We start from the raw sequence: 21005 nt of genomic DNA, 5'->3' as shown, positions 1-21005 counted from the left end.
AAAATACGAATCAAGCTGATTTACGTGAGTTGACCTGTCCTTTAATCACCGCAGTTAAATTGCCTTTTAAATATTTGAAAAAGACTTTTAAAGGCGAGAGTTTCGGGTTTGGACGCTTGCCTTGTGCAATTGCTTTGAACTGCGCGGCATACCAAATAATTTCCATAATTGCCATTTTATCAATCATCGGGATACCAGTTTTAATTTTATCGACCCCGTAACGTACATCTTGACCCGCCAACAAACGGTTGGCTAAATCGGTTTCTACCGCAAATGGTCGGGCGATCCCAATAAAGTCACATGCACCACTGTCCAAAGCAGCATTCATGGCAACTACCGTTCTAAAACCACCTGTCACCATTAAGTGGCATTTCACCTGACTGCGAATCAATTCCGCAAAAGATAAAAAATAGGCTTCACGGGCAATGGTACTTGGTTTACGTTTATCAGCTTTAGAGCCTGCCATCGCGGGTGCTTCATAAGTACCACCTGAAATTTCAATCATATCTATACCTGCTTCATCCATGGCTTTAAACACGCTAATCACTTCTTCTTCAGTGATGCCGCCACGTTGAAAATCTGCAGAGTTTAGTTTGACTGATACAATAAAATTGTCTGAGGTCGCTGCACGTACCGCTTGATAAATTTGCATCAAAAAGCGCATACGGTTTTCAATATTGCCGCCCCATTGGTCTTGGCGTTTATTGGTCAGTGGCGATAAAAACTGGCTGATCAAATAGCCATGCGCACCATGCAGTTGAATCCCTTCAAAGCCCGCTTGCTCACAAATCTGTGCAGCTTTGGCAAAACGCTGAATAATATCGAGGATTTCATCTTCATGTAGTTCACGTGGTGTACCAAAACTCAAAGCTAAACTTGGACTAAAAGGCACAGCCGAAGGTGCAACCGTTTCTTTATTCAAACCTTTCGGACATTGCCGCCCAGGATGTGACAACTGTACCAATTGCACCATGCCATAACGTTTACCAACTTCTGCCCACTGTTTGAGCTTTTCTATATCTCGGTCTGATTCAATTCCCACAACACCCGGTTCATTTTTGGCACGTAAATCGACCATTACGTTGCCAGTGATGGCACAGCCCAAACCACCTTTTGCCCATGCTTCATATAGACCTAAATGCAGGCTATTCGGCTGCCCTGCCGTGTTGGCAAGCGCCTCACTCATCGCGCCTTTAATGATGCGATTTTTAAACATGGTATTACGAATCTGAATTGTTTCGGCAAGATGGCTCATACACTGTTCCGTATTGTGTTTTATTGGTCTTTTTTACTCTAAAGATTTTTCGGAACAGGTCAATGCCATTTTGACAAATCTTATTGTCAAAATGGTAAAACAAGTCAGCCAGCCGAAATAGCTGTTTAAAAATATTGAAGGTTTAATACTCACTGGCAGCAATCAATTGACGGGTATATTCTGTTTGCGGATGGCTAAATAACTGTACAGTATCTTGAAATTCCATGACTTTCGCTTGATGCAGCACCAACACTTTTTGACACAGTGCTTTCACCACTTGCAAATCGTGGCTAATAAACAAATAGCTCATCTGTTCTTGCTGCTGCAAACGGCGTAACAGCTGCACGACAGCACGTTGCGTGGTACGGTCTAAGGCAGAAGTCGGCTCATCCATAATTAACAGTTTAGGACGCAGCACCAACGCGCGTGCTAATGCAATCCGTTGACGTTGCCCACCCGACAATTCATGCGGATAGCGTTGTTTAAAACTCACAGGCAATTCCACTTTGCTTAGAGCTTCATCAATGCGCTGGATGATTTCAGGCTTGGACAATTGTTGCAATGCCAAACCCTCACCAATGGTTTGCTCCACATTTAAACGTGGATTTAAGCTGCTAAACGGGTCTTGAAATACAATTTGAAACTGCTGACGTAAGGGACGCAATTGGCGTTCATTCAGTTGATTCAGATCTTGCCCAAGTAGTTCAATTTTTCCCTCACTTTCAATCAATCGTGCAATTGCAAGTGCCAATGAACTTTTACCCGAACCACTTTCACCGACAATACCAATAGATTGACCTTGCGGAAGTTGCAAGCTTAACGGCTCAACCGCAACCACATAATCTTTAACCCGATTCAGCAAGCCTTGTTTAATCGGGAATTTCACAGCAACCTGCTCCAACTCCAAAATGGTCGGCAACTCATCAACCTGCAAAGCTTCACCAAAATCATGATTCAACAAGTTTTGGGTATAGGCTTGCTGCGGTCTATTAAAAATATCTGCCACACTGCCCTGTTCTTCGACCCGCCCCTGATTCATTACAATTACCCGATCTGCATAGTGTTTGACTAAATTCAAATCGTGGCTGATCAAAATCATGGCCATATTACGACGCACTTGCAGGCTTTTTAATAAATCCAAAATCTGCGCCTGCAAAGTCACATCTAAAGCCGTAGTTGGTTCATCAGCAATTAAAATATCGGGATCGAGTGCCAACGCCATTGCGATCATCACTCGCTGACGTTGCCCCCCAGATAATTCATGTGGATAACGCTTTAGTTTTTCTTCAGGCTGTGGAATGCCGACATCTGCAAGTAATTGCAGCACCCGGGCACGCGTTTTTTCTTTGCTCCAACCTTGGAGTAATAAACTTTCACCAATAATTTTTTCCACTCGATGCAACGGATTTAAAGCCGTCATTGGTTCCTGAAAAATCATGGCAATTTTTTGACCACGAACTTGTCGCAATTGTTGCGGTTTAAGGCGAAGTAAATCTTGTTCTGCAAAGACTGCCTGACCTTGCACCTGTAAATGTTCGGGCAATAAACCCAGCAATGCCAAACTACTAATAGATTTTCCAGAACCACTTTCACCAACCAAAGCAATGGTTTCGCCTGCATGCAGCTCAAAGTTTAAATCGTGCAATAAAACCTGTTGCTGCTGAATACGCAGATGACTGACTGTTAGCAATACTGCAGGCTGTGATGCAGTTGAAGAATTAACGTCTTGGATCGAATGCATCACGGGTCGCCTCCCCAATATAAATTAACAAGGACAGCACAATTGCTAAGGTAAAAAAGCCTGACAATGCCAACCACGGTGCATTTAAATTATTTTTACCTTGTAACAACAACTCCCCTAAAGATGCTGCATCGGGCGATAAGCCGTAACCTAAAAAATCCAGTGCGGTTAAAGCTGTAATATTGGCGGTTAGCATAAATGGCAACTGCGACAAACTCGAACTCATGGCATTGGGTAAAATATGCCGAAACATAATGGTACGATCGGTTACGCCTAAACTTCGCGCTGCACGGACATAGTCAAAATTTCGGGCGCGTAAAAATTCTGCTCGAACCAAGCCGACCAGTGTCGTCCAGCCAAATAACAGCATAATCACAAATAGCCAATACACACTTGGGGTAAACATGCTGACCAAAATCATCACCATGAACAGCATCGGTAAACCGCCCCACACCTCTAAAACGCGCTGACCAATTAAATCGACCCAGCCGCCATAGTAGCCCTGAATTGCCCCGACCAAAATGCCCAAAGCTGCCGATGCAAAAGTCAATGCAAAGCCAAATAACAACGATACACGCAAGCCATATAAAATTCGCGCCAACACATCGCGCCCTTGGTCATCTGTACCTAGCCAATTTTGTGCAGTTGGTGCAGAAGGTACAGGAACGGCCAAATCTAAATTCGGGGTCTGGTAAGAAAACTCAATGAGCGGCCAAACTGCCCATCCTCGGTCTGCAATCAGTTGTTGCACCACTGGGTCTTTATAATCTGCTTCGGTTTCAAATACACCGCCAAAGGTCGTTTCAGGATAAGCCTTGAACACTGGCAGATATAAAGATTGCTCATATTTGACCAATAACGGTTTATCATTGGCAATCAGTTCTGCCGCCAAAGACAACACAAAAATAATGATAAAGACAATGAAACAACCCAAACCCAATTTATTCTGTTTAAAACGCTGCACACGCGCCTGCATGATCGGTGACATTATTTTGCCCCTCGCGATTCAAAACTAATACGTGGGTCAATCACCTGATATAACACATCGCTGATTAAGCGTAGAATTAAGCCCAATAAGGTAAAAATAAACAAAGTGCCAAAAATTACAGGATAATCACGCTGTACAATCGCCTCAAAACCAAGCAGGCCTAATCCATCCAAATTAAAAATAATTTCGATGAACAAGTTCCCGACAAAGAAAATACCCACCAACGCTTCGGGCAAACCTGCAATTACAATTAGCATGGCATTACGAAACACATGCCCATATAACACACGCGATTCGGTTAGACCTTTAGAACGTGCCGCCAACACATACTGCTTGTTTAATTCTTCCATAAACGAGTATTTGGTGAGATAAGTCAGCCCTGCAAAACCACCAATCACCATCGCCAATAAAGGCAAAGTTATGTGCCAAAAATAATCGGTAATTTTTCCCCACAGACTTAATTGTGCAAAGTTCTCAGACACCAAACCCTGTAAGGGGAACCACTGAAAATATGAACCACCCGCAAAAAATACAATCAGCAAAATAGCAAAGGCAAACGCAGGAATGGCATAACCGACTGCCAACAAAATAGAAGTGGCTTTATCAAACAACAAGCCATGCTGACGGGCTTTTTTAATGCCTAAAGGAATAGAAATTAAATAAATCAGCAAGGTGCTCCATAAACCTAAAGATAGCGATACAGGTAATTTTTCCCATAACAATTGGGTCACAGGTTTATCTTTAAAAAAGCTGGTGCCAAAATCGAACTGCACATAGCTGGTGAGCATTTGCCAAAAGCGTTCATGTGCAGGTTTATCGAATCCATATTGCGCTTCGATTTTTGCAACCATTTCATCACTTAAACCTTTAGCACCTTGATAATTGCTGCTATTGGAGGTTGCAGCAGTTTCACCGCCTGTCGCCCCCATGCCCTGAAAGGCTTCGGCTTGCTGAATCGCCTGTTCGACTGGACCGCCCGGTGCAATTTGAATCACCACAAAGTTAATCAATAAAATGAAAAACAAGGTTGGAATAATCAGGAGCAATCTTTTGAGTATGTATGTGCCCATGTACTTACCTTTTGGCAATGTTCTGGTTTATCGCAAACACTGTCATGCTTGAGTTTTAAAATCGTTATTGTTGACGTAAATAATGTGCAACTTTCTTGGCTTGGGCAGCATCACTCCACCAATAATCAATTCCTGCCGATAGTTTAGGTTTGATGGCGGGCTGACGATACATATTCCAATAGGCATACCAGTTTTCACCTTTGCCATAGGTTGGAATTTGATAATACCCCGCACGCAATAAACGATCCAAAACTTTGGTACGCACAATCAATTGTTCACGATTAGGCGCACGAATCAACTGTTGTACCACTTCATCAATTACTGGGTTTTTAATGCCTGCGTAATTATAGTTTCCTGGTTGATCTGCGGCAGCACTACTCCAAAGCTGTGCTTGCTCATTGCCTGGACTTAAAGATTGCGGCATGACACTGGTGGTCATATCAAAATCGGCACGGCGCATGCGTTCAATATATTGCGGCACATCGACATGCCGAATATTTACCGTAACGCCCAGACGTTTCATATTGCGCACAAAAGGCACTAATGTGCGTTGCAAACCATCCTGATGAATTAAAAATTCAATTTGAATGGCTTTGCCTTTGGCATCGACCAATTTACCTTGCTGAAAACGATAACCCGCTTTCAAAAGCAATTCACGGGCTTTAAGCAAGCCGTTACGGTTAAAGCCACTGGCATCAGTCACAGGATACTGCCAATTTTGCAATACGCCTTGGCGTTGAATAGGATGCAGCTTGGCCAAATAGGGTTTTAAAACAGACAATTCTGCGGCTGAAGGTGTGCCTTTGGCTTCTAATTCACTGTTAGAAAAATAACTTTGCAAACGGCGATATTGCCCATAAAACAAGGCTTTGTTTTGCCATTCAAAATCATAAGCGTAGGTTAAAGCCTGCCTAAAACGAATATCCTGAAACGCATGTCTGCGGGTATTAAAAACAAAACTTTGGGTCGGAATTGGGTTTTGGTGCTGAAATTTATGCTTGACCACCATGCCCGCATTCACAGCAGGAAAACGATATTCAGTGACCCATTTTCGTGCGGTATATTCTTCATGCAACGTGTATTGCCCCGACTTAAACCCTTCGAAGGCAATATCCAGATTGCGATAATAAACATACTTCAGGCGGTCAAAATTATAGCGCCCTTTATTTACGGGTAAATCTTTGCCCCAATAATTTGGATTACGCTTATAAGTAATGCTGCGCCCTGCATCAATCCGCTCAATAAGATACGGCCCTGAACCTAAAATCGGTTCTAGTGTGATGCGGGTAAAGTCACGCTTTTGCCAGTCTTTTTTAGAATAGATTGGCATTTGCGACAAAATCAGCGGCATTTCTGCATTGTTAGTGGATTTAAAACTGACTTTAACCTGATGCTTAGACAAGACCGTGGTTTTATCTAAATCGGATAAATACATTTGCAAACCTGGATTAGACTTGGTCTGAAAAGCATCAAAACTGAATTTCACATCATCTGCTGTAACTGGGCTGCCATCACTAAATTTAGCTTTAGGATTTAAATGAAAAATGACAAATGCAGTTTGCTTGGGGTCATAGCTGACTTTTTCTGCCAATAAGGGATACATCACCCCCGGCTCATCTAAAGAACTGCTCATGAGTGAATCGAATATAAAACTCACCCCATCGGTTGAGCTGCCCTTGCCATTCATGTCATTTAAATTATCAAAAGTGCCATTACTGGCACGAATTAAATCGCCACCTTTGGGCGCTTGCGGGTTGGCATAAGGCATAGCCGAGCGCCCCACATACTGAGGCTGGCTATGTACGGCAATATAGGGCGTGGTTTGTAACGCAGCCCATCCAAACTGCGGCAAGACCACACAACCTAAAATACAGCCCAGATATTGATGTGTCTTTTTTATGGCAAATGACATGCACACAGCTCCTTGTGCAGTATTCCTGAGGATGCCGTCAAAACATGACATCCTCAGGATTAAACTTTACAGATTCGGGACTTTAATCACATCGCCAATACGCAATTGAGTATTTGGCTGCATATCATTTAAATCTGCCAATGCTTTGGTGTCGATGCCATAACGACTGGATAAGCCAATCAGCGTATCCCCACGTTTCACTTTATATTCAGTTACGGTTTTGGGAACTTGAATATTTTGTCCAATGCGTAAACCTGAACGTGGCGTTAAGTTATTTAAACTCGCCAATTCTGCAACCGACACACCCACACGGCTGGCAATCGAATTTAAAGACTCACCACTTTTAACCGTATAAGTTTCGGTGGCTTTACTACTGCTGCTTTTCGCAGCACTTACGACCTCTGTTTTTACTTCATTTTTTGCAGCGCTGGCATCGACTTTTAAGCGTTGTCCAATGCGGACATTGGCAGTACGTGAAAGGTCATTCAGCTCTGCCAAATAATTCAATTGCAATTTATATTGGCGCGCAATACTGCTTAAAGTTTCCCCTGCTTTGACCACGTGAATATCATTGGTGGTTTCAGCCACCGCTTCAACTTGGGCTTTTTTCTCAGGAACATCACCCGTGAGTTTAAGAATTTGTCCTGCTCTTAAACCACTGTTACGGCTTAGATTGTTTAAGTCTGCAATATAGTCTTGGCTGAGATTATATTTTGTCGAAATCGCCGATAAGGTATCGCCACGTTGTACCGTATAACGCTCAGGCACATTGACACCTGCAGGCACTTTGAGGGTTTGACCAATGCGCACACCGCTTTGCGTGCTTATATTATTTAAACTGGCGAGCTCTGCCAAAGAAATTTTGGCTTGGTTGGCAATGCTCGATAAAGTATCACCACGCTGTACTTGGTAGTTTTCAGTCGGATAGTTTGGCTCTGCTGCTTTTGTTTCTGACTTACTGGCTTCAGCTTTGCTCGCTTCCGTTTTTTGTGCAGTCACTTCATTTACAGGCACATTAATGCGTTGCCCAACCAATAAGCTACTGTTCGCGTTTAAACCTGGAGTTAAATCAGCCAATTCCTGATTTGACAAGGCATAACGGTCTGCAATCAGTTTTAAGTATTCGCCACGCTTCACTACGTAAGTTTTGGTTGCGATTTTTGCAGCCTGTTCTGCGGCTTTTTTGTCGGCTTCTGCTTTGGCTTTAGATGCAGCCGTTTCTTTTAAACTTAGACGCTGCCCTACAAATAAGCCACTGGTGGTGCTTAAGTTATTAAAATCTGCCAGTTGTTTTACAGTTAAACCAAACTGACTGGCGACACCTGTTAAGGTATCATTGGCTTGCACCACGTATTGCTCAGGCATGGTTTTTGGCTTAGCAGGCTCTGCCTGTACTTGTGGCTTGGCGTCGTATAAATAAATACTGGTGCCCACATACAAAGTTGCATCTGGAGCAATTTGGTTCCACTTGGCAATATCACGCCAGTTCAAGCCATTTTTCATGGCAATACTGGCCAAGGTGTCCCCCGCTAACACGGTGTACGTGGTACGTTTGCCTTTTGGTGGTACGACCACCACTTCAGACTCCGTACGCACATAATTCTTACCTTGGTTACGCTTTGCTTCTTCTGAATCTAGGCGCGTATTTTCTGCCACACTTTTCGGGTAAGCAAAACCTTTGGTTAATTCTTTACCTTGCTGCTCTGCAACAGACAGACTGGTCTGAATAGCGGTCAGCTTAATTTTTCCATCGTATGGATCAACAATTTCAGTGCCTTGAGGCGCAATTTGTTTTAACTCAGCCACAAGTTGTTCTTGTTCTGCTTTAGAAGCCACAGGCTGCAACACTTCTTCTACAGTTTTATTGCTACCTTCTGCCTGCACTGCTGCAAGAATTTGCTCACGCTCAGTATTGGAAATTGGTGGTTCAATCCGCACAGGCTGAATATTGGCAGCAGGTGTAACAGCAACAGGAATACGCGGCGCACTTGGAATATCGCTACCCGCAGCAAATGCTGCCAAAGCGTCCGAACCTTGTGGCGTACGTGACAAACGTGTAGGCGTAGTCGTTGCTGGTTTTGAAACACTGGCTGTAGTCGATGCTGTGCTTGGTGTAGTGGTAGTTGTGACTGCCGTAGAGGCAGCAGGCTTGCCTGTAGTCGTTCTGGTTGTTGTACTGGTCGTTAACGCAGGTGGCTCAGATTTAGATGGTGTAATGGTCACACCAGAAGATGAAAACGATGGTGTGTTGCTGCTATTGCTTGCCCATAAACCGCCACCACCTTGTAGTTTTTTCAATCGTGCATCGACTGTTGGGCTTAAATCTGCAGGAATCAAAATACGCATTGGACTTTGGGTGTCAATCCGATCCCCACGATGTCCAGGGTTAAGCGAATACAGTTCGGCACGGCTGAGACCGGTAATATTGGCCACATCATTTAAATTCACCGCGCCCACATTAATTTCACGGAAGTGTGGACGGTTGGCAATTGGGGGTAAAGACACGCCATAAGCATGCGGGCTTTTAATAATTTGTGCTACCGCCAAGAAACGCGGCACATAGTTCATGGTTTCTTGCGGCAGTTTTAAAGACCAATAATCGGTTGGTAAACCTGCAGCTTTATTGCGGTTAATGGCTTGTTGAATACGACCCGGGCCTGCGTTATAAGCCGCCAATGCCAATTCCCAAGAACCAAACTGATTATACAAACTGCCCAAAAACTCATAGGCAGCACGAGTCGACTCCACGACATCTCGGCGACCATCGTACATCGAAGTTTGTTTTAAGCCGTAAATACGCCCTGTACTTGGAATGAACTGCCATAAACCTGCGGCAGCTGCGCTACTGGTTGCTGCAGGGTCATAGGAACTTTCAATCACAGGTAACAACGCCAATTCAGTTGGCATACCACGACGTTCAGCTTCTTTAACCGTGTGATACAAATAACGTGACGCACGCGCACTTAAACGATCCAAATACGGTTGACGTGAAATAAACCAGCCTCGCTGCGCTTCAATACGTGGGTTCCAATGGTTTAAATCCATTTTGAAACCAACGGTCATACGCTTCCAGACATCACCGTGTTTTAAAATTAATAAACGGTCACCTTCTACCGCGCGCATATCGGTTGCAGAGAGTAAATCTTCCAGACCATCTAAAGTACTGGCATCTAAATAACCCGAACCGACCTGACTTGAAGTGAGTGGCTTGCTCGCACCCTGCGTCGAGCTACAGCCCGTCATCAAGCCAAGGGCAGCCAATGCTGAACCTAAAACTGTAATTTTTAAAAATGAAGGTAAAGTCGGCTGCCACATGCGCGTGGTTGGTTTATACATAAAAAAATCCAAACAACTCGTATATAAATTATTTTTTAGACTTGCCATTGTAGTAGAGCTAGACAACGACACAAGGCATTAATTTAGCGCGTTTCGTCTATAAATGTTACAAGAAATTAAAAAATAGACAGGATTTACACGTCTAAACCGAATTTGCGATATACAATAGCTTTTCATTTTGATTTATTTTGCACAACCTGCGGATCTGATTTATGTCTCAAACAATCACTTTATATGTTGATGGTGCTTGTCGTGGTAATCCTGGCTTGGGTGGCTGGGGTGCGTATATTGTTACTGAACAAGAAGAACATAAATTATATGGTGGCGAAGCTCAAACCACCAATAACCGTATGGAATTGACTGCAGCGATTGAAGGCATTTTATTTTGCCCAATGGATGCCAAGCTGATTATTTGGACTGACTCCAATTACGTCAAACAAGGCATTACCGAGTGGATTCACGGCTGGAAAAAGAAAAACTGGAAAGATGTAAAAAACCCTGACCTTTGGCAAAAATTAGATGCCACCTGTCAAGGTCGTGAAATTGAATGGCACTGGATTAAAGGTCACGCAGGACATGTAGGCAATGAAATGGCAGATCAACTCGCCAATGTGGGTGCAGATCAAGTCAGCAAAATGTTAAAAACCGCAGACTCAAACCCAACCCTCAATGCAACCTTAATCACATCGGCAGTAGACATAGCAGAACATGATAAAAAAAAAGCGGAATCTGACTGGTTGCTCGATGACCCGTTTGGTTTTGATTTAATGGGCGATGATGCCGAGGTTGAAACAGAAGATATGCAAAATACGCTTCAGGAAGCTCATCAGGCAACCGACACGGAACTCGAAATCAGCGCATCTGTTCATGTCATTGAAGCAGAAACCAACGTGCCTGCAACTGAATCAACCATTACAGATGAAACTGAAACAGAAAAAACCAATCCATCAGCTCGCGTTGACGCAGTGAACACAACTCAATTGCATCCGCATATTGTGGTCACCCCTGCCACAATGGAGCTACACGGCCCGCGCCAACTGATTCTGGATACCGAAACCACAGGTTTTTACTATCAAGATGGTGACCGAATTATTGAAGTCGGTGCGCTGGAAATGATTAACCGTAAACTCACGGGCAGTTCCATCCACATTTATATTCAGCCTGAGAAACTGGTCGGTGAATCAGAAAACATTCACGGTATTTCAGATGAGTTCTTAAAAGACAAACCCAAGTTTGCCGAAATTGCCGATGTGCTGTATCAATATCTTAAAGGTGCAGAAATTATTGCGCACAACGCCACCTTCGATATGAACTTCTTAGATATGGAGTTCAGTCGTGCGGGGTTGGGCAATTTGTCCGAAGTATGCGAAGTGACCGACTCACTGCTCATGGCAAAAAGTAAGCATCCTGGGCAAAAAAACTCACTCGATGCGCTCGTCAGACGCTATGAAATTCCTGCGCGTGACCGTACGTTCCACGGCGCATTACTAGATGCTGAAATTCTAGCCGATGTTTACTTGGCAATGACTGGCGGACAAGTCGCCTTTGATATGGATGCTCTGTCTGCAAGCGAAGAACAGCAACGTCAAAGTGATCGTTTAAGCATTGATATTGATCTTGCTGTGATTCTGCCATCAGAAGAAGAATTGGCTGCACATGAGAATTGGGTCAAACAATTTGAAGAAAAACACGGTAAACCTTGCTTTTTTGCCAAATAAAATCTACGAGTTTTGTAATTTTATGTATTTAAAGATTTGCCAGTTCAGTTATAGTTAAAGCAAATAGGACTTTGTGTATTTTGCAAAGAACCAACAAACAGATAAAACACTAGGAAAGGTGCAGATCCATGTCTTACCAAACCTCTATACATTTTGATCCAACTGCCTTACTGATAATAAAAAATGAGGTTGATAATTCTATCAAACTGGTTGAATCCGCAGTAAGCACCTTAGCAGAAGATCAAACTTTGCCTTTTGGGATTGATGATGCACTGAATCAGTTTGAACAGTGTGCTCAGGTTTTAGCCTTGATTGATATGGAAAGCTTGGCAAAAATTGCGCAATACTCAGCAGAGCTGATGCGTAAAATTATGGGGAATCCAAGCAATATCAACACGCTGGAAGTCATTGCACTTAGCGAAGGCACCACCATGCTCAAGCGTTATATTGAGTTTATTTGCCTACGTGAAGTTAAAATTCCACAATTCCTACTCGACACTTTAAACCGTTTAGAATTGGCATTGGGTAAACCATTGACTCAGGAAGGTCAGCATATTGAAACTTTATTGGACTGCATCACTCCAAGTTTCCAATTGCCGCAAGTGCCTTCTTTAGAAAAGTCGGCTTATGTGCATCGCTTATATAAACTGTCATTACATAAGCTGCTCAAGCAAGAAGAATCTGCCATGGATCTTCAAGCGATTAAACTGGTAGGAACGTATTTGGCAGGTTTGGCAGAACAACATCCGAGTCAGCAATATTGGGGCTTAGTACACGTTGCCTTTAACCATATTGATAACTTGTTGTTGAATGAGCCACGTTTGCGTACTTTTATTAGTATTGAGCACAATATGCGTCAATACTTTGCTACGCCAGAAAGCTTTACCGCCAGCTTGTCTGATCTTGCGAATGTGTTGAGCCTGTGTATTAGTCAAGAAGATGAAATTTCTCAACATATTCGCAGTCAAATGAATATTGGTGAAGACTTACTCACCGACATGCAGCTCCAAGTATTCAGCCGTCATTTATATGGTCCAGATTTTGACACCATGCATACCATTAGCGATTTGGTCACCACAGAAATGACACAAATTCGCAATGATATTGAATACAACTATCAAAACATGAGTCCTGAAAAAACGCTGGAATTACAAGGCAAATTAACAGAGTTAGCAAACTTGTTTAAAGTCTTGAACTTAAATGAAGCGCATTTGGACTTACAACGCCAAGCTGAATCATTAAGCCGTCCTGAATTACTCAAAGATGAAAACTTTGCCCAGCAATTAATGAACGTGATTTTATCGGCCATGAACTCAATCGGTGTGCTTGAACGTCACCACACCTCTAGCCGTTTGCAGTTACGTGTGAATAACATGAACATTTCGCTAGATCGTTTAGATGAAGCACACGAAGCCTTGCTGACTGAAACCAAGTTACTGATTGACTTAATCACGCAAACACTGACACAGCACCTACAAACTCAAAGTGTTGCAGATTTAGAGCATACTTCAGCGCAAATTCGTGAAGTTGCAGGGGCAATGTTGTTCTTGAATGCTGAAAGTGGTCAAAAAGCACTGAAAGTATCTGCAGATTTTGTGCATGCACAAGTTGAAGCAGGGCAAAACTTAACAGCTGAACAGGTCAACAATATCTTAGATACGCTTGCCAGTGCAGATATGCTGATTGACAATTTAAAGAACAAACAACCTGTTCTGCAAAGCATGTTTAAGGTAGCATTGGACAGTAGTGAAAAATTGAAAACTGTAGCCTAATGACTGAACTCTCACTTGCATATATTTTTCAGCAACAACAACTTTTGGTCGATGAAAACTTCCAATTACCACGTGTGGAAAAGTTGGCAAGTGATTTAAGTTTTAGCTCGGGTGATCATGTGATTGCCCGAGATCTACTTGAAGATGAATCTATCCCTGAAGGCTTTCAACTGGTTCCAATCCGACAACTTTTACAAGTCTGGAACACCCAACAGTTTGAACAAGCTAGCCGTGCCATTCAGTTACTCGAATGGCGTCGCAATCATAAATTCTGCAGCCATTGCGGTCATAAAACCGAAGTCCATGCGACTCAATATGCCATGGTCTGCCCTGCTTGTGGCTATCACCAATATCCGCGCGTAAATCCATGTGTCATTACCGTGATTACTCGTGGTGAAGATGAAGTCTTATTGGCGCGTAATGCACGCAATAAACTGCCCATTTACGGTTTAATCGCAGGCTTTGTTGAAGTGGGTGAAACACTCGAAGAAGCAGTACGTCGTGAAACTTTTGAAGAAGTTGGCGTACAACTTAAAAATATTCAGTATCTTGCCAGCCAGCCGTGGCCTTTTCCAAGTAACTTAATGATCGCCTTTAAAGCTGAATATGCAGGCGGTGAAATTCAGTTACAGGAAGAAGAAATTCGTGATGCACAGTTCTTTAAGTTTGATCAACTGCCTGATATTCCATTTAAAGGCAGTATCGCCCATGCCATGATTATGCATGTGACCCAAGGCACGCCTGTGGCAGATGACACCAAAGCTTGGCTATAAGTCTAATTCGCAATCTTGCATTTAAAAAACCGTTGCACCCCATAAGCTGCAACGGTTTTTTTAATTACCATTTTCCACAGAAGATCAATCAACATCACGCATCTTTAAGTGCCTGATCTAAAGCACGCATAATTTGGCGTTTGGTCGCAAAGAAACGACTAAACAAACTCGACACCGATGCCATAACACTGACATGCCCTGTTTTTGGAATGACAATAATTTCACTATGATTGCCATATTTCTTTAATACGTGGTCGAAGTCTGTGGCATTACTTGCCCCCACAATTTGATCTTTTTCTGCCACCAATAAATAGTGTTTGACTGAATTCGGCTCCACAAAATAATACGGCATCACATCCTGATACGGCACCTCTTGATCAAAGGCATCGGCACATAGCGGATCATCCTTATAATCAAAATGATAAGGCCCTGCTAAGCCAATAATGGCACGGATGTGATCTTTACAGCTTAAAGCATACGGCTGCGGATGGTACAACAAGGACATCACATTAAACGCCCCTGCTGAATGCCCCATCAACACCACCTGTGCCGTAGAAATACCCAGTTTGTGTTGCTGCTGAGTCAAGTAATTCAGTGCAAGGGTTAAATCATCAATATAGGTGGGAAAAATATGCTGTGGCGCGAGTTGATAGTTCATCACCGCAACATCAAAGCCTTCTTTTGCAAAAGCTTCGCCCACAAAACGATAATCCTGCTTATCGCCACGTGACCATGCCCCACCATGCACAAACACCATGAGTGGACGCTGCGGGCGTGGTGTTATGGTGCGGTACAAATCCAAACGATGCCGTGCGCGTAAACCATAAGCAATATTGCTTTGAACGGTATAACCCTGACGTGGCGTTAAACGGTTCAGCGCATAGCTGCCCAAATCATACAGGCGAAATTCTTCATAAATACGTTTCGCCTGTTCTAAAGTTTTATTCAGTTGTTTAAACCAGTGTTCCACATTATTGAACATGTGTCGGTTCAACCTGATCTGGGTCAATCGCGACTGGCGTTTGTGTTTCTGGAGCAACCATTGGGCTGACAAAGTTCGCATTGTTGCTCGGTTGTAGCTCAATATTATCAATCAGGGTAATAATTTTAGTGACATTGCCCACTTGTTGTAGCACTTGGTTTAAATCCTGCAATTCTGCATTGTTTAAACGTCCCATCACATACAACACACCATCTTCGGTATGAATACGCACTTTGCTGTCTGACACCACAGGTGCTTTCATAATCAAACCACGGGTATTTGCAGTAACCGTGGTGTCCTGCATAATGGTGCTATAGCTGATTTGATTACCCACTGTAATATAATTGTGGATGGTTTTTACATCACTCATGGCACGCACATTGTCTTCTGCCAACTGTTTTAAATGCGCGTCAGGCACTTGCCCTGTCAACAACACATTGCCATGAAAACTTTCTATATTGACACGTGATTGTTTAAAACGTGAATCCAGTTTATATAAATTAATTTTTGCAGTACGTTCAATAGAGTTATCTATAAACACTTGCCCAAGTGAGCGTGCACCACTTTCTGTACCCACTGGCGCAGTGCCTGTGCCACTTGAAATAAAACTTGCACAACCCGATAAACTTGCTACACACAGCAAGGTCACTGCAATACGCTTGAACACTCAGCAAGACTCCTATTATTTTCTTTCAATTCTGGCTTGTGCTGTGCATTTCATCCTTAGATTTGCACGATCAACAATACACCGACTGATGCTTTTGCTTTAAATTTCACTCAAAGATTAATCAAGTCTGCATCAAAAGTAAAAGCATTTTCAATCCATTGCAAATCATACGGGAATTTGGAAAAGTCTTGCTGTACTGTTTTTGCAAATTGCTGAGAAAAATCAAAGCAAATCACATCAAAACGACAATAATATTCTGAATAGTGTGGATATTCTGTTAAAAACTGCATGGCGGTTTTCATAATTTTACGCTGCTTAGATGCAGACACCACTTCGTAGGCTTTGCCATAGCCAGTTTGCGAACGCGCTTTAACTTCTACAAAAATCAGTTGTTCTGCTTGAATAAAAATACCATCTATTTCACCAAAAACACTGTGATAATTCTGCTCCAGCATACGCCAACCGTGTTGATGTAAATATTGCCAAGCCGTCTGCTCTGCCCATGTGCCAATGCTTTGCTGCAGTGTTTTTTGATTCATGCTATATCCGATTTTTTTTATTTTGTTATGGTGCGCAATCGTAGTATTCGCTGAAGTGCGATGACGCGAGTTTCACACGCCAGACTGCAATTCAGGTAGAATAAGCGCTTGGTCTGTAACTTGTATCAGACGCAAGCCAATACTGCTGTTGTTTCGTGTTCCATCATTTTTATTTTAGTTTGCTATTTCCCACGGAGAAAACTCAATGAGTGCCCAGTTATTTGTTGTTGCTACCCCAATTGGTCACTTAGATGATATGAGCTACCGTTCAATTGATGTGCTCAAATCGGTCAGCCTAATTGCCGCTGAAGATACCCGCACCTCTGCACAATTAATGAAACATTTTAATATTTCAACTCCGCTTACAGCCTGCCATGAACACAACGAAAGCAACAAGATTGATATTTTAGTCCAAAAATTACTCAATGGCGAAGATATTGCGCTCATTAGCGATGCAGGTACACCACTGATTAGCGACCCAGGTTTTAAACTGGTTCGTGCAGCACAAGCCAATGGTATTCGTGTGATTCCTGTGCCGGGTGCATGTGCAGCCATTGCAGCGCTCAGTGCGGTTGGCTTACCAAGTGATCGCTTTAGTTTTCAGGGATTTCTCGCTTCTAAACAGTCACAGCGATTACAACAACTTGAAAAGCTAAAAGATGAAACCCAAACCCTGATTTTTTATGAAGCACCACATCGAATTTTAGATTCAGTCAAAGATATGGCTGCCGTGTTTGGTGCAGATCGCCCTGTTGGCTTTGCCCGTGAAATCACCAAAACCTTTGAAACCATTAAAAAAATGACTTTAGGTGAATTGGCTGAATTTATCGCAGCAGATCATCATCAACAAAAAGGTGAAATTGTATTGGTGGTGGGGGGAGCGAGCGAAGAAAAAGACATGGAACAAGAAAAATTAGATCAATTATTGCAGCGTTTGTTGCAAGATTTATCGGTAAAAGCAGCATCACAATTGGCGGCTGATCTAACAGGGATTAAAAAGAAAATTGCCTATCAACGTGCGTTGGAATTAAGCCAAGCAGCTGAATAAGCCGATTGAGCAATAACAGTGATGACGATCATCGCGCATAAAAAAAAGCATCACCCTTTATACAAGGTGATGCTTTTTTATGTTGAAGGTATAAGCATTAGAGCAGCCTGCATAGTAAGCATCCCGCCCTAACTCACTCAACAGTTCAACGAATAAATTCAATCAACAAGTTCAGCAAGCACGTTCAACAGATTAGTCGCGCGCAGACTCATCTGGTGGCACTTCGGTAATTTTTCCGCCACGCGCCAAGAATGCAGCCACTTCATCTTCCAATGCCTGACGCTGTTTTAGTTTGGCAGTTACAGTGAGAGTTTCTGCTTCTGCAAGATCACCATCTACAGCACCTTCTTCTGATTCTGCTGCACCTTTTTCAGCCGCTTTCGCTTCATCTTCGTCTACAGTTGAATCTTCTACATCATCGTAATCGTTCATGTCCGTCATCTTAATCTCCCCACAAATGACTTCAATTTAGTCCAAGTGAAAACTGGTTATGAATTACGATGAAATTTAGCAATCTCTTGGCCTTTCGCATAGAGTCTAGATTAAAAAAAACGTATCTTTTTTAACCAAATTCGTAATCAGGTATGTATGACCGTACAAAAAACGACTGTTTTGCTTTAAACCGCGTAGCGTGTGTCTTTAAGCAGGCTTAATCCACTGGCTTGTGACATAAAGGCATCTTTTAACGCAGGCAGCTGCTCCACCTGTTTTAAACCAAAGTTACGTGCCCACACCACAGGGAATAAAGTGGTGGTTTCCATCCAGCCAATCGCAGACATACTATGCATCATGGCATCATTTTGTCCTTTACGACGATGCTCGTAACGCTTTAAAGTTTGCTCATGCGCCCAAACACCACGTTTGAAATCATGCAACAACACATCGCACAGTACGGCTGCATCCAGACAACCAATATTCACGCCCTGCCCTGCAAGCGGATGAATTACATGCGCGGCATCACCAATAAGTGCCAAACCATCTTGCACATAACGCTGCGCTGCACGTGCTTTCAGTGGGAAAATAGCACGTGGGGTTGCCTCTAAGACTTCCCCAAGCATGTGATGACTTTCACGAGTCAAAAGTTGGGTAAAGTCGTCATCATTCAGTTTGGCATATTCTTCGGCATAGTCATCAGGCAAAGTCCAAACAATCGACTGCCAATGCCCTTCCTGCTCGGCGTGTAAACTTGCCATCGGTAAATAGGCCAAAGGACCAGTTTCTAAGAAAATTTGACGTGCAACATGCTGATGCGGCTGCGCAGTACGAATTGCACAGGTTAGACCTGCCTGACGATAATCCAACACATCAAAATCAATAAAGGCTTGTTCGCGCACAAAGGAGTTAGCACCATCTGCGCCAATGACTAGCTTAGTCTGTAATTGTGTACCATCGGCCAAATAAATGTGCCAAACGCCAACACCACGCTCTAAACGGGTCACTTTGACTTGCGTTCGATAATCTTGCACTTGTTGCAACATTTGCTGCTGAATCGCTAGATTTAAAATGCTTGGCTCGACCATTGAACCCAGAGCCTGCTCAATAGCGGGTGTACGTTCGTTACTTGCCCCAAAGTTAATTTCGCCATAGCCATTTTTATTCCAAACCTGCATGCCGCTATACGGCATATGTCGCGCCAGTTTAGACCAGACATTGACTGTTTTTAACAGGTGGATGGTGGCCTGACTTAAAGCCAATACACGCGGATTGGCAACTGCAAGGGTTTTCTCTGCATCTAAAATAGGTGCGGCATCTAAAACTGTAGCCTGCACACCCCCTTGTGCCAATAAAAGTGCAGTTAAGCCTCCCACCAAGCCGCCACCAATAATGACGACATCTAACACTTGCGTTTGTTGATTTGCTGTGATCATGCTTTTAACCCCATGGCATAATTGGCGACCAAAGGTTTAATGCCTGGAATGGTATCAAACGCGACTAAGCCTGTATTACGCATAAATTTCAGGATTGGGTTTTGATTGCTAAATCCACGTACCACGCTGTCACAGAATTTAATGACTCGCTGTTGATCTTTCAAACGCGATTGTTCATAGTCACGCAGCATTGCAGCATCGCCTAAATCTGCTGACTGTGCCGCCTGTTCGGTGAGATAACGCAATAATACGTAAGCATCTCGCATACACAAGTTAAAGCCCTGCCCTGCGACTGGGTGAATGGTATGCGCTGCATTACCCATCAGTACAACGCGACCAACCGCCTGTTTTTCTGCCAGAACTTGTGACAATGGAAAACTAAAACGACGTCCTGTTTTTTCAAACTTCCCTGCACGATCACCATAGGCTTGTTGCAAGGCATTTAAAAAGTGTTGATCATTTTCATCGCCAATCCATTCATGTTCTGTACCTTTTGGCACAGGCCACACCACAGAACGGCGATATTCACCTGGCAGGGGCAGCAACGCCAAAGGCCCTAAGTGACTAAAACGCTCAAAACCCACATGCGCATGCGGCTTGGAGGTTTGCACTGTGGTCACAATCGCTACTTGGTCATAATCATGTTCCGATGCACCAATGCCCAAGGCTTTACGGCAGAAAGAATCACGACCATCGGCAGCAATCAGTAGTTTGGCAGCAAGCTGTAATTGTTCCTGACCACGTACCGCTTCAATATAGGCAAAATCTGCATCTTGTTTAAGACTGGTGACCTGCACACCATCAATCAATTCAATCAAAGGTTGTTTACGTACTTCGGTCAACAACACTCGACCTAACCATGCATTTTCAATCACCTGACCAAAGCTTTCGACTTTTTCTTGTTCGGCCAATAAACGTGCCTTGCCAAAACTATCTTGTTCGGTAATTTGAACTTCTAAAATAGGCGTAGCATGTTCTTGCAAGGCATCCCATAAACCTAGCTCTTGGTAAATTTGTACGCTGCGACGCGACAAGGCACTGTTACGTGCATCAAAACTGGAATGATACGGCGCAAGGCTGGCATCGTCATAATTGGGGTATTGAATCGCTTCTAGCAACTTCACTGCAATGTTTGACTTAGCCAACATCAAGGCTAAGCTTAGCCCGACCATACCACCGCCTACAATGATCACTTCTTGTTGCATGCCTTGATCCTTTTTATGAGGTATTCGACTTCAAAAGATTCAATCGAAATACGTATAATCTGTAATGGATTTTATCTTACCGCAAAGTCATTTATTTTTATAATGAATTAGTGTTGAAGCTATGGAAGATG

General features: G+C 43.2%; 16 protein-coding genes. 4 read left to right on the top strand and 12 right to left on the bottom strand.

What is annotated here, in order from left to right; genetic code table 11:
- Positions 1–10 precede the first annotated feature (10 nt).
- The 6 genes from FTU09_RS07775 to FTU09_RS07750 all read right to left on the bottom strand — a co-directional run bounded on the left by FTU09_RS07775 (position 11) and on the right by FTU09_RS07750 (position 10302).
- A complete protein-coding gene (locus FTU09_RS07775) occupies positions 11–1255 on the bottom strand; it encodes an NADH:flavin oxidoreductase/NADH oxidase family protein (RefSeq protein WP_004972669.1) in 1245 nt (414 codons plus the stop codon).
- Between the two features lie 142 nt (positions 1256–1397).
- Entirely contained in the window at positions 1398–2996 is a 1599-nt protein-coding gene (locus tag FTU09_RS07770) for an ABC transporter ATP-binding protein (RefSeq protein WP_179996132.1), read from the bottom strand.
- Positions 2974–3984, bottom strand: a complete 1011-nt coding sequence (locus FTU09_RS07765; RefSeq protein WP_179988923.1) for an ABC transporter permease — start codon at positions 3982–3984, stop codon at positions 2974–2976. The genes FTU09_RS07770 and FTU09_RS07765 overlap by 23 nt, the downstream gene beginning before the upstream one ends.
- On the bottom strand, positions 3984–5054 hold the full coding sequence (locus FTU09_RS07760) for a microcin C ABC transporter permease YejB (protein WP_096902176.1): 1071 nt from the start codon (positions 5052–5054) through the stop codon (positions 3984–3986). The genes FTU09_RS07765 and FTU09_RS07760 overlap by 1 nt, the downstream gene beginning before the upstream one ends.
- Before the next feature lie 64 nt (positions 5055–5118).
- Positions 5119–6966 carry an extracellular solute-binding protein gene (locus FTU09_RS07755; RefSeq protein WP_004972660.1) on the bottom strand — a complete coding sequence of 616 codons (1848 nt, stop codon included), beginning with the start codon at positions 6964–6966 and terminating at the stop codon, positions 5119–5121.
- Between the two features lie 66 nt (positions 6967–7032).
- Entirely contained in the window at positions 7033–10302 is a 3270-nt protein-coding gene (locus tag FTU09_RS07750) for a LysM peptidoglycan-binding domain-containing protein (protein ID WP_004972658.1), read from the bottom strand.
- Positions 10303–10514: 212 nt separating this feature from the next.
- Between FTU09_RS07750 and dnaQ the strand changes: the two genes are divergently transcribed.
- The 3 genes from dnaQ to nudC all read left to right on the top strand — a co-directional run bounded on the left by dnaQ (position 10515) and on the right by nudC (position 14565).
- Positions 10515–12020: a DNA polymerase III subunit epsilon gene (gene dnaQ / locus FTU09_RS07745; RefSeq protein WP_179990338.1), complete on the top strand. Its 1506-nt coding sequence runs from the start codon at positions 10515–10517 to the stop codon at positions 12018–12020.
- A 128-nt stretch (positions 12021–12148) separates the two neighbouring features.
- Complete coding sequence (locus tag FTU09_RS07740) at positions 12149–13792, top strand: chemotaxis protein (protein ID WP_096902171.1); 1644 nt, start codon at positions 12149–12151, stop codon at positions 13790–13792.
- A complete protein-coding gene (gene nudC, locus FTU09_RS07735; RefSeq protein ID WP_180079951.1) occupies positions 13792–14565 on the top strand; it encodes an NAD(+) diphosphatase in 774 nt (257 codons plus the stop codon). Before FTU09_RS07740 ends, nudC begins: the two co-directional genes overlap by 1 nt.
- A 94-nt stretch (positions 14566–14659) precedes the next feature.
- On the opposite strand, the gene FTU09_RS07730 is transcribed toward nudC, so the two are convergent.
- The 3 genes from FTU09_RS07730 to FTU09_RS07720 form a co-directional block, all read right to left on the bottom strand.
- Positions 14660–15547, bottom strand: a complete 888-nt coding sequence (locus tag FTU09_RS07730) for an alpha/beta hydrolase (RefSeq protein ID WP_096902167.1) — start codon at positions 15545–15547, stop codon at positions 14660–14662.
- Positions 15537–16214 (bottom strand): BON domain-containing protein, encoded by a 678-nt coding sequence (locus FTU09_RS07725; RefSeq protein ID WP_004972649.1) that lies wholly within the window; start codon positions 16212–16214, stop codon positions 15537–15539. The genes FTU09_RS07730 and FTU09_RS07725 overlap by 11 nt, the downstream gene beginning before the upstream one ends.
- 110 nt (positions 16215–16324) lie before the next feature.
- Positions 16325–16753: a YraN family protein gene (locus FTU09_RS07720; RefSeq protein ID WP_004972647.1), complete on the bottom strand. Its 429-nt coding sequence runs from the start codon at positions 16751–16753 to the stop codon at positions 16325–16327.
- Between the two features lie 205 nt (positions 16754–16958).
- Between FTU09_RS07720 and rsmI the strand changes: the two genes are divergently transcribed.
- Complete coding sequence (gene rsmI, locus FTU09_RS07715; RefSeq protein WP_179991266.1) at positions 16959–17801, top strand: 16S rRNA (cytidine(1402)-2'-O)-methyltransferase; 843 nt, start codon at positions 16959–16961, stop codon at positions 17799–17801.
- A 192-nt stretch (positions 17802–17993) separates the two neighbouring features.
- Here rsmI and FTU09_RS07710 read toward each other — a convergent pair whose 3' ends face one another.
- From FTU09_RS07710 to ubiH, 3 genes are all read right to left on the bottom strand, one after another.
- The gene (locus tag FTU09_RS07710) at positions 17994–18242 is read right to left on the bottom strand and encodes a hypothetical protein (RefSeq protein ID WP_004972644.1); all 249 of its coding nucleotides are present in this window, start codon (positions 18240–18242) and stop codon (positions 17994–17996) included.
- 176 nt (positions 18243–18418) lie between these two features.
- Positions 18419–19669: an FAD-dependent monooxygenase gene (locus tag FTU09_RS07705; RefSeq protein WP_154320491.1), complete on the bottom strand. Its 1251-nt coding sequence runs from the start codon at positions 19667–19669 to the stop codon at positions 18419–18421.
- Positions 19666–20874, bottom strand: coding sequence for a 2-octaprenyl-6-methoxyphenyl hydroxylase (ubiH, locus tag FTU09_RS07700; RefSeq protein WP_179991267.1), 1209 nt, complete (start codon positions 20872–20874; stop codon positions 19666–19668). The genes FTU09_RS07705 and ubiH overlap by 4 nt, the downstream gene beginning before the upstream one ends.
- Positions 20875–21005 lie beyond the last annotated feature (131 nt).

It is taken from the genome of Acinetobacter sp. YH12058 (assembly GCF_013419805.1).
GTDB lineage: Bacteria > Pseudomonadota > Gammaproteobacteria > Pseudomonadales > Moraxellaceae > Acinetobacter > Acinetobacter towneri.
The sequence above is the reverse complement of the archived record's forward strand: the minus strand, read 5'-3'. Positions and strand labels throughout refer to the sequence as shown.

Bases quoted from the DNA above. Each gene is read 5' to 3' on its own strand.
- FTU09_RS07775 (WP_004972669.1), bottom strand. From the start codon at position 1,255: ATGAGCCATCTTGCCGAAACAATTCAGATTCGTAATACCATGTTTAAA.
- FTU09_RS07770 (WP_179996132.1), bottom strand. From the start codon at position 2,996: ATGCATTCGATCCAAGACGTTAATTCTTCAACTGCATCACAGCCTGCA.
- FTU09_RS07765 (WP_179988923.1), bottom strand. From the start codon at position 3,984: ATGTCACCGATCATGCAGGCGCGTGTGCAGCGTTTTAAACAGAATAAA.
- FTU09_RS07760 (WP_096902176.1), bottom strand. From the start codon at position 5,054: ATGGGCACATACATACTCAAAAGATTGCTCCTGATTATTCCAACCTTG.
- FTU09_RS07755 (WP_004972660.1), bottom strand. From the start codon at position 6,966: ATGTCATTTGCCATAAAAAAGACACATCAATATCTGGGCTGTATTTTA.
- FTU09_RS07750 (WP_004972658.1), bottom strand. From the start codon at position 10,302: ATGTATAAACCAACCACGCGCATGTGGCAGCCGACTTTACCTTCATTT.
- dnaQ (WP_179990338.1), top strand. From the start codon at position 10,515: ATGTCTCAAACAATCACTTTATATGTTGATGGTGCTTGTCGTGGTAAT.
- FTU09_RS07740 (WP_096902171.1), top strand. From the start codon at position 12,149: ATGTCTTACCAAACCTCTATACATTTTGATCCAACTGCCTTACTGATA.
- nudC (WP_180079951.1), top strand. From the start codon at position 13,792: ATGACTGAACTCTCACTTGCATATATTTTTCAGCAACAACAACTTTTG.
- FTU09_RS07730 (WP_096902167.1), bottom strand. From the start codon at position 15,547: ATGTTCAATAATGTGGAACACTGGTTTAAACAACTGAATAAAACTTTA.
- FTU09_RS07720 (WP_004972647.1), bottom strand. From the start codon at position 16,753: ATGAATCAAAAAACACTGCAGCAAAGCATTGGCACATGGGCAGAGCAG.
- rsmI (WP_179991266.1), top strand. From the start codon at position 16,959: ATGAGTGCCCAGTTATTTGTTGTTGCTACCCCAATTGGTCACTTAGAT.
- FTU09_RS07710 (WP_004972644.1), bottom strand. From the start codon at position 18,242: ATGACGGACATGAACGATTACGATGATGTAGAAGATTCAACTGTAGAC.
- FTU09_RS07705 (WP_154320491.1), bottom strand. From the start codon at position 19,669: ATGATCACAGCAAATCAACAAACGCAAGTGTTAGATGTCGTCATTATT.
- ubiH (WP_179991267.1), bottom strand. From the start codon at position 20,874: ATGCAACAAGAAGTGATCATTGTAGGCGGTGGTATGGTCGGGCTAAGC.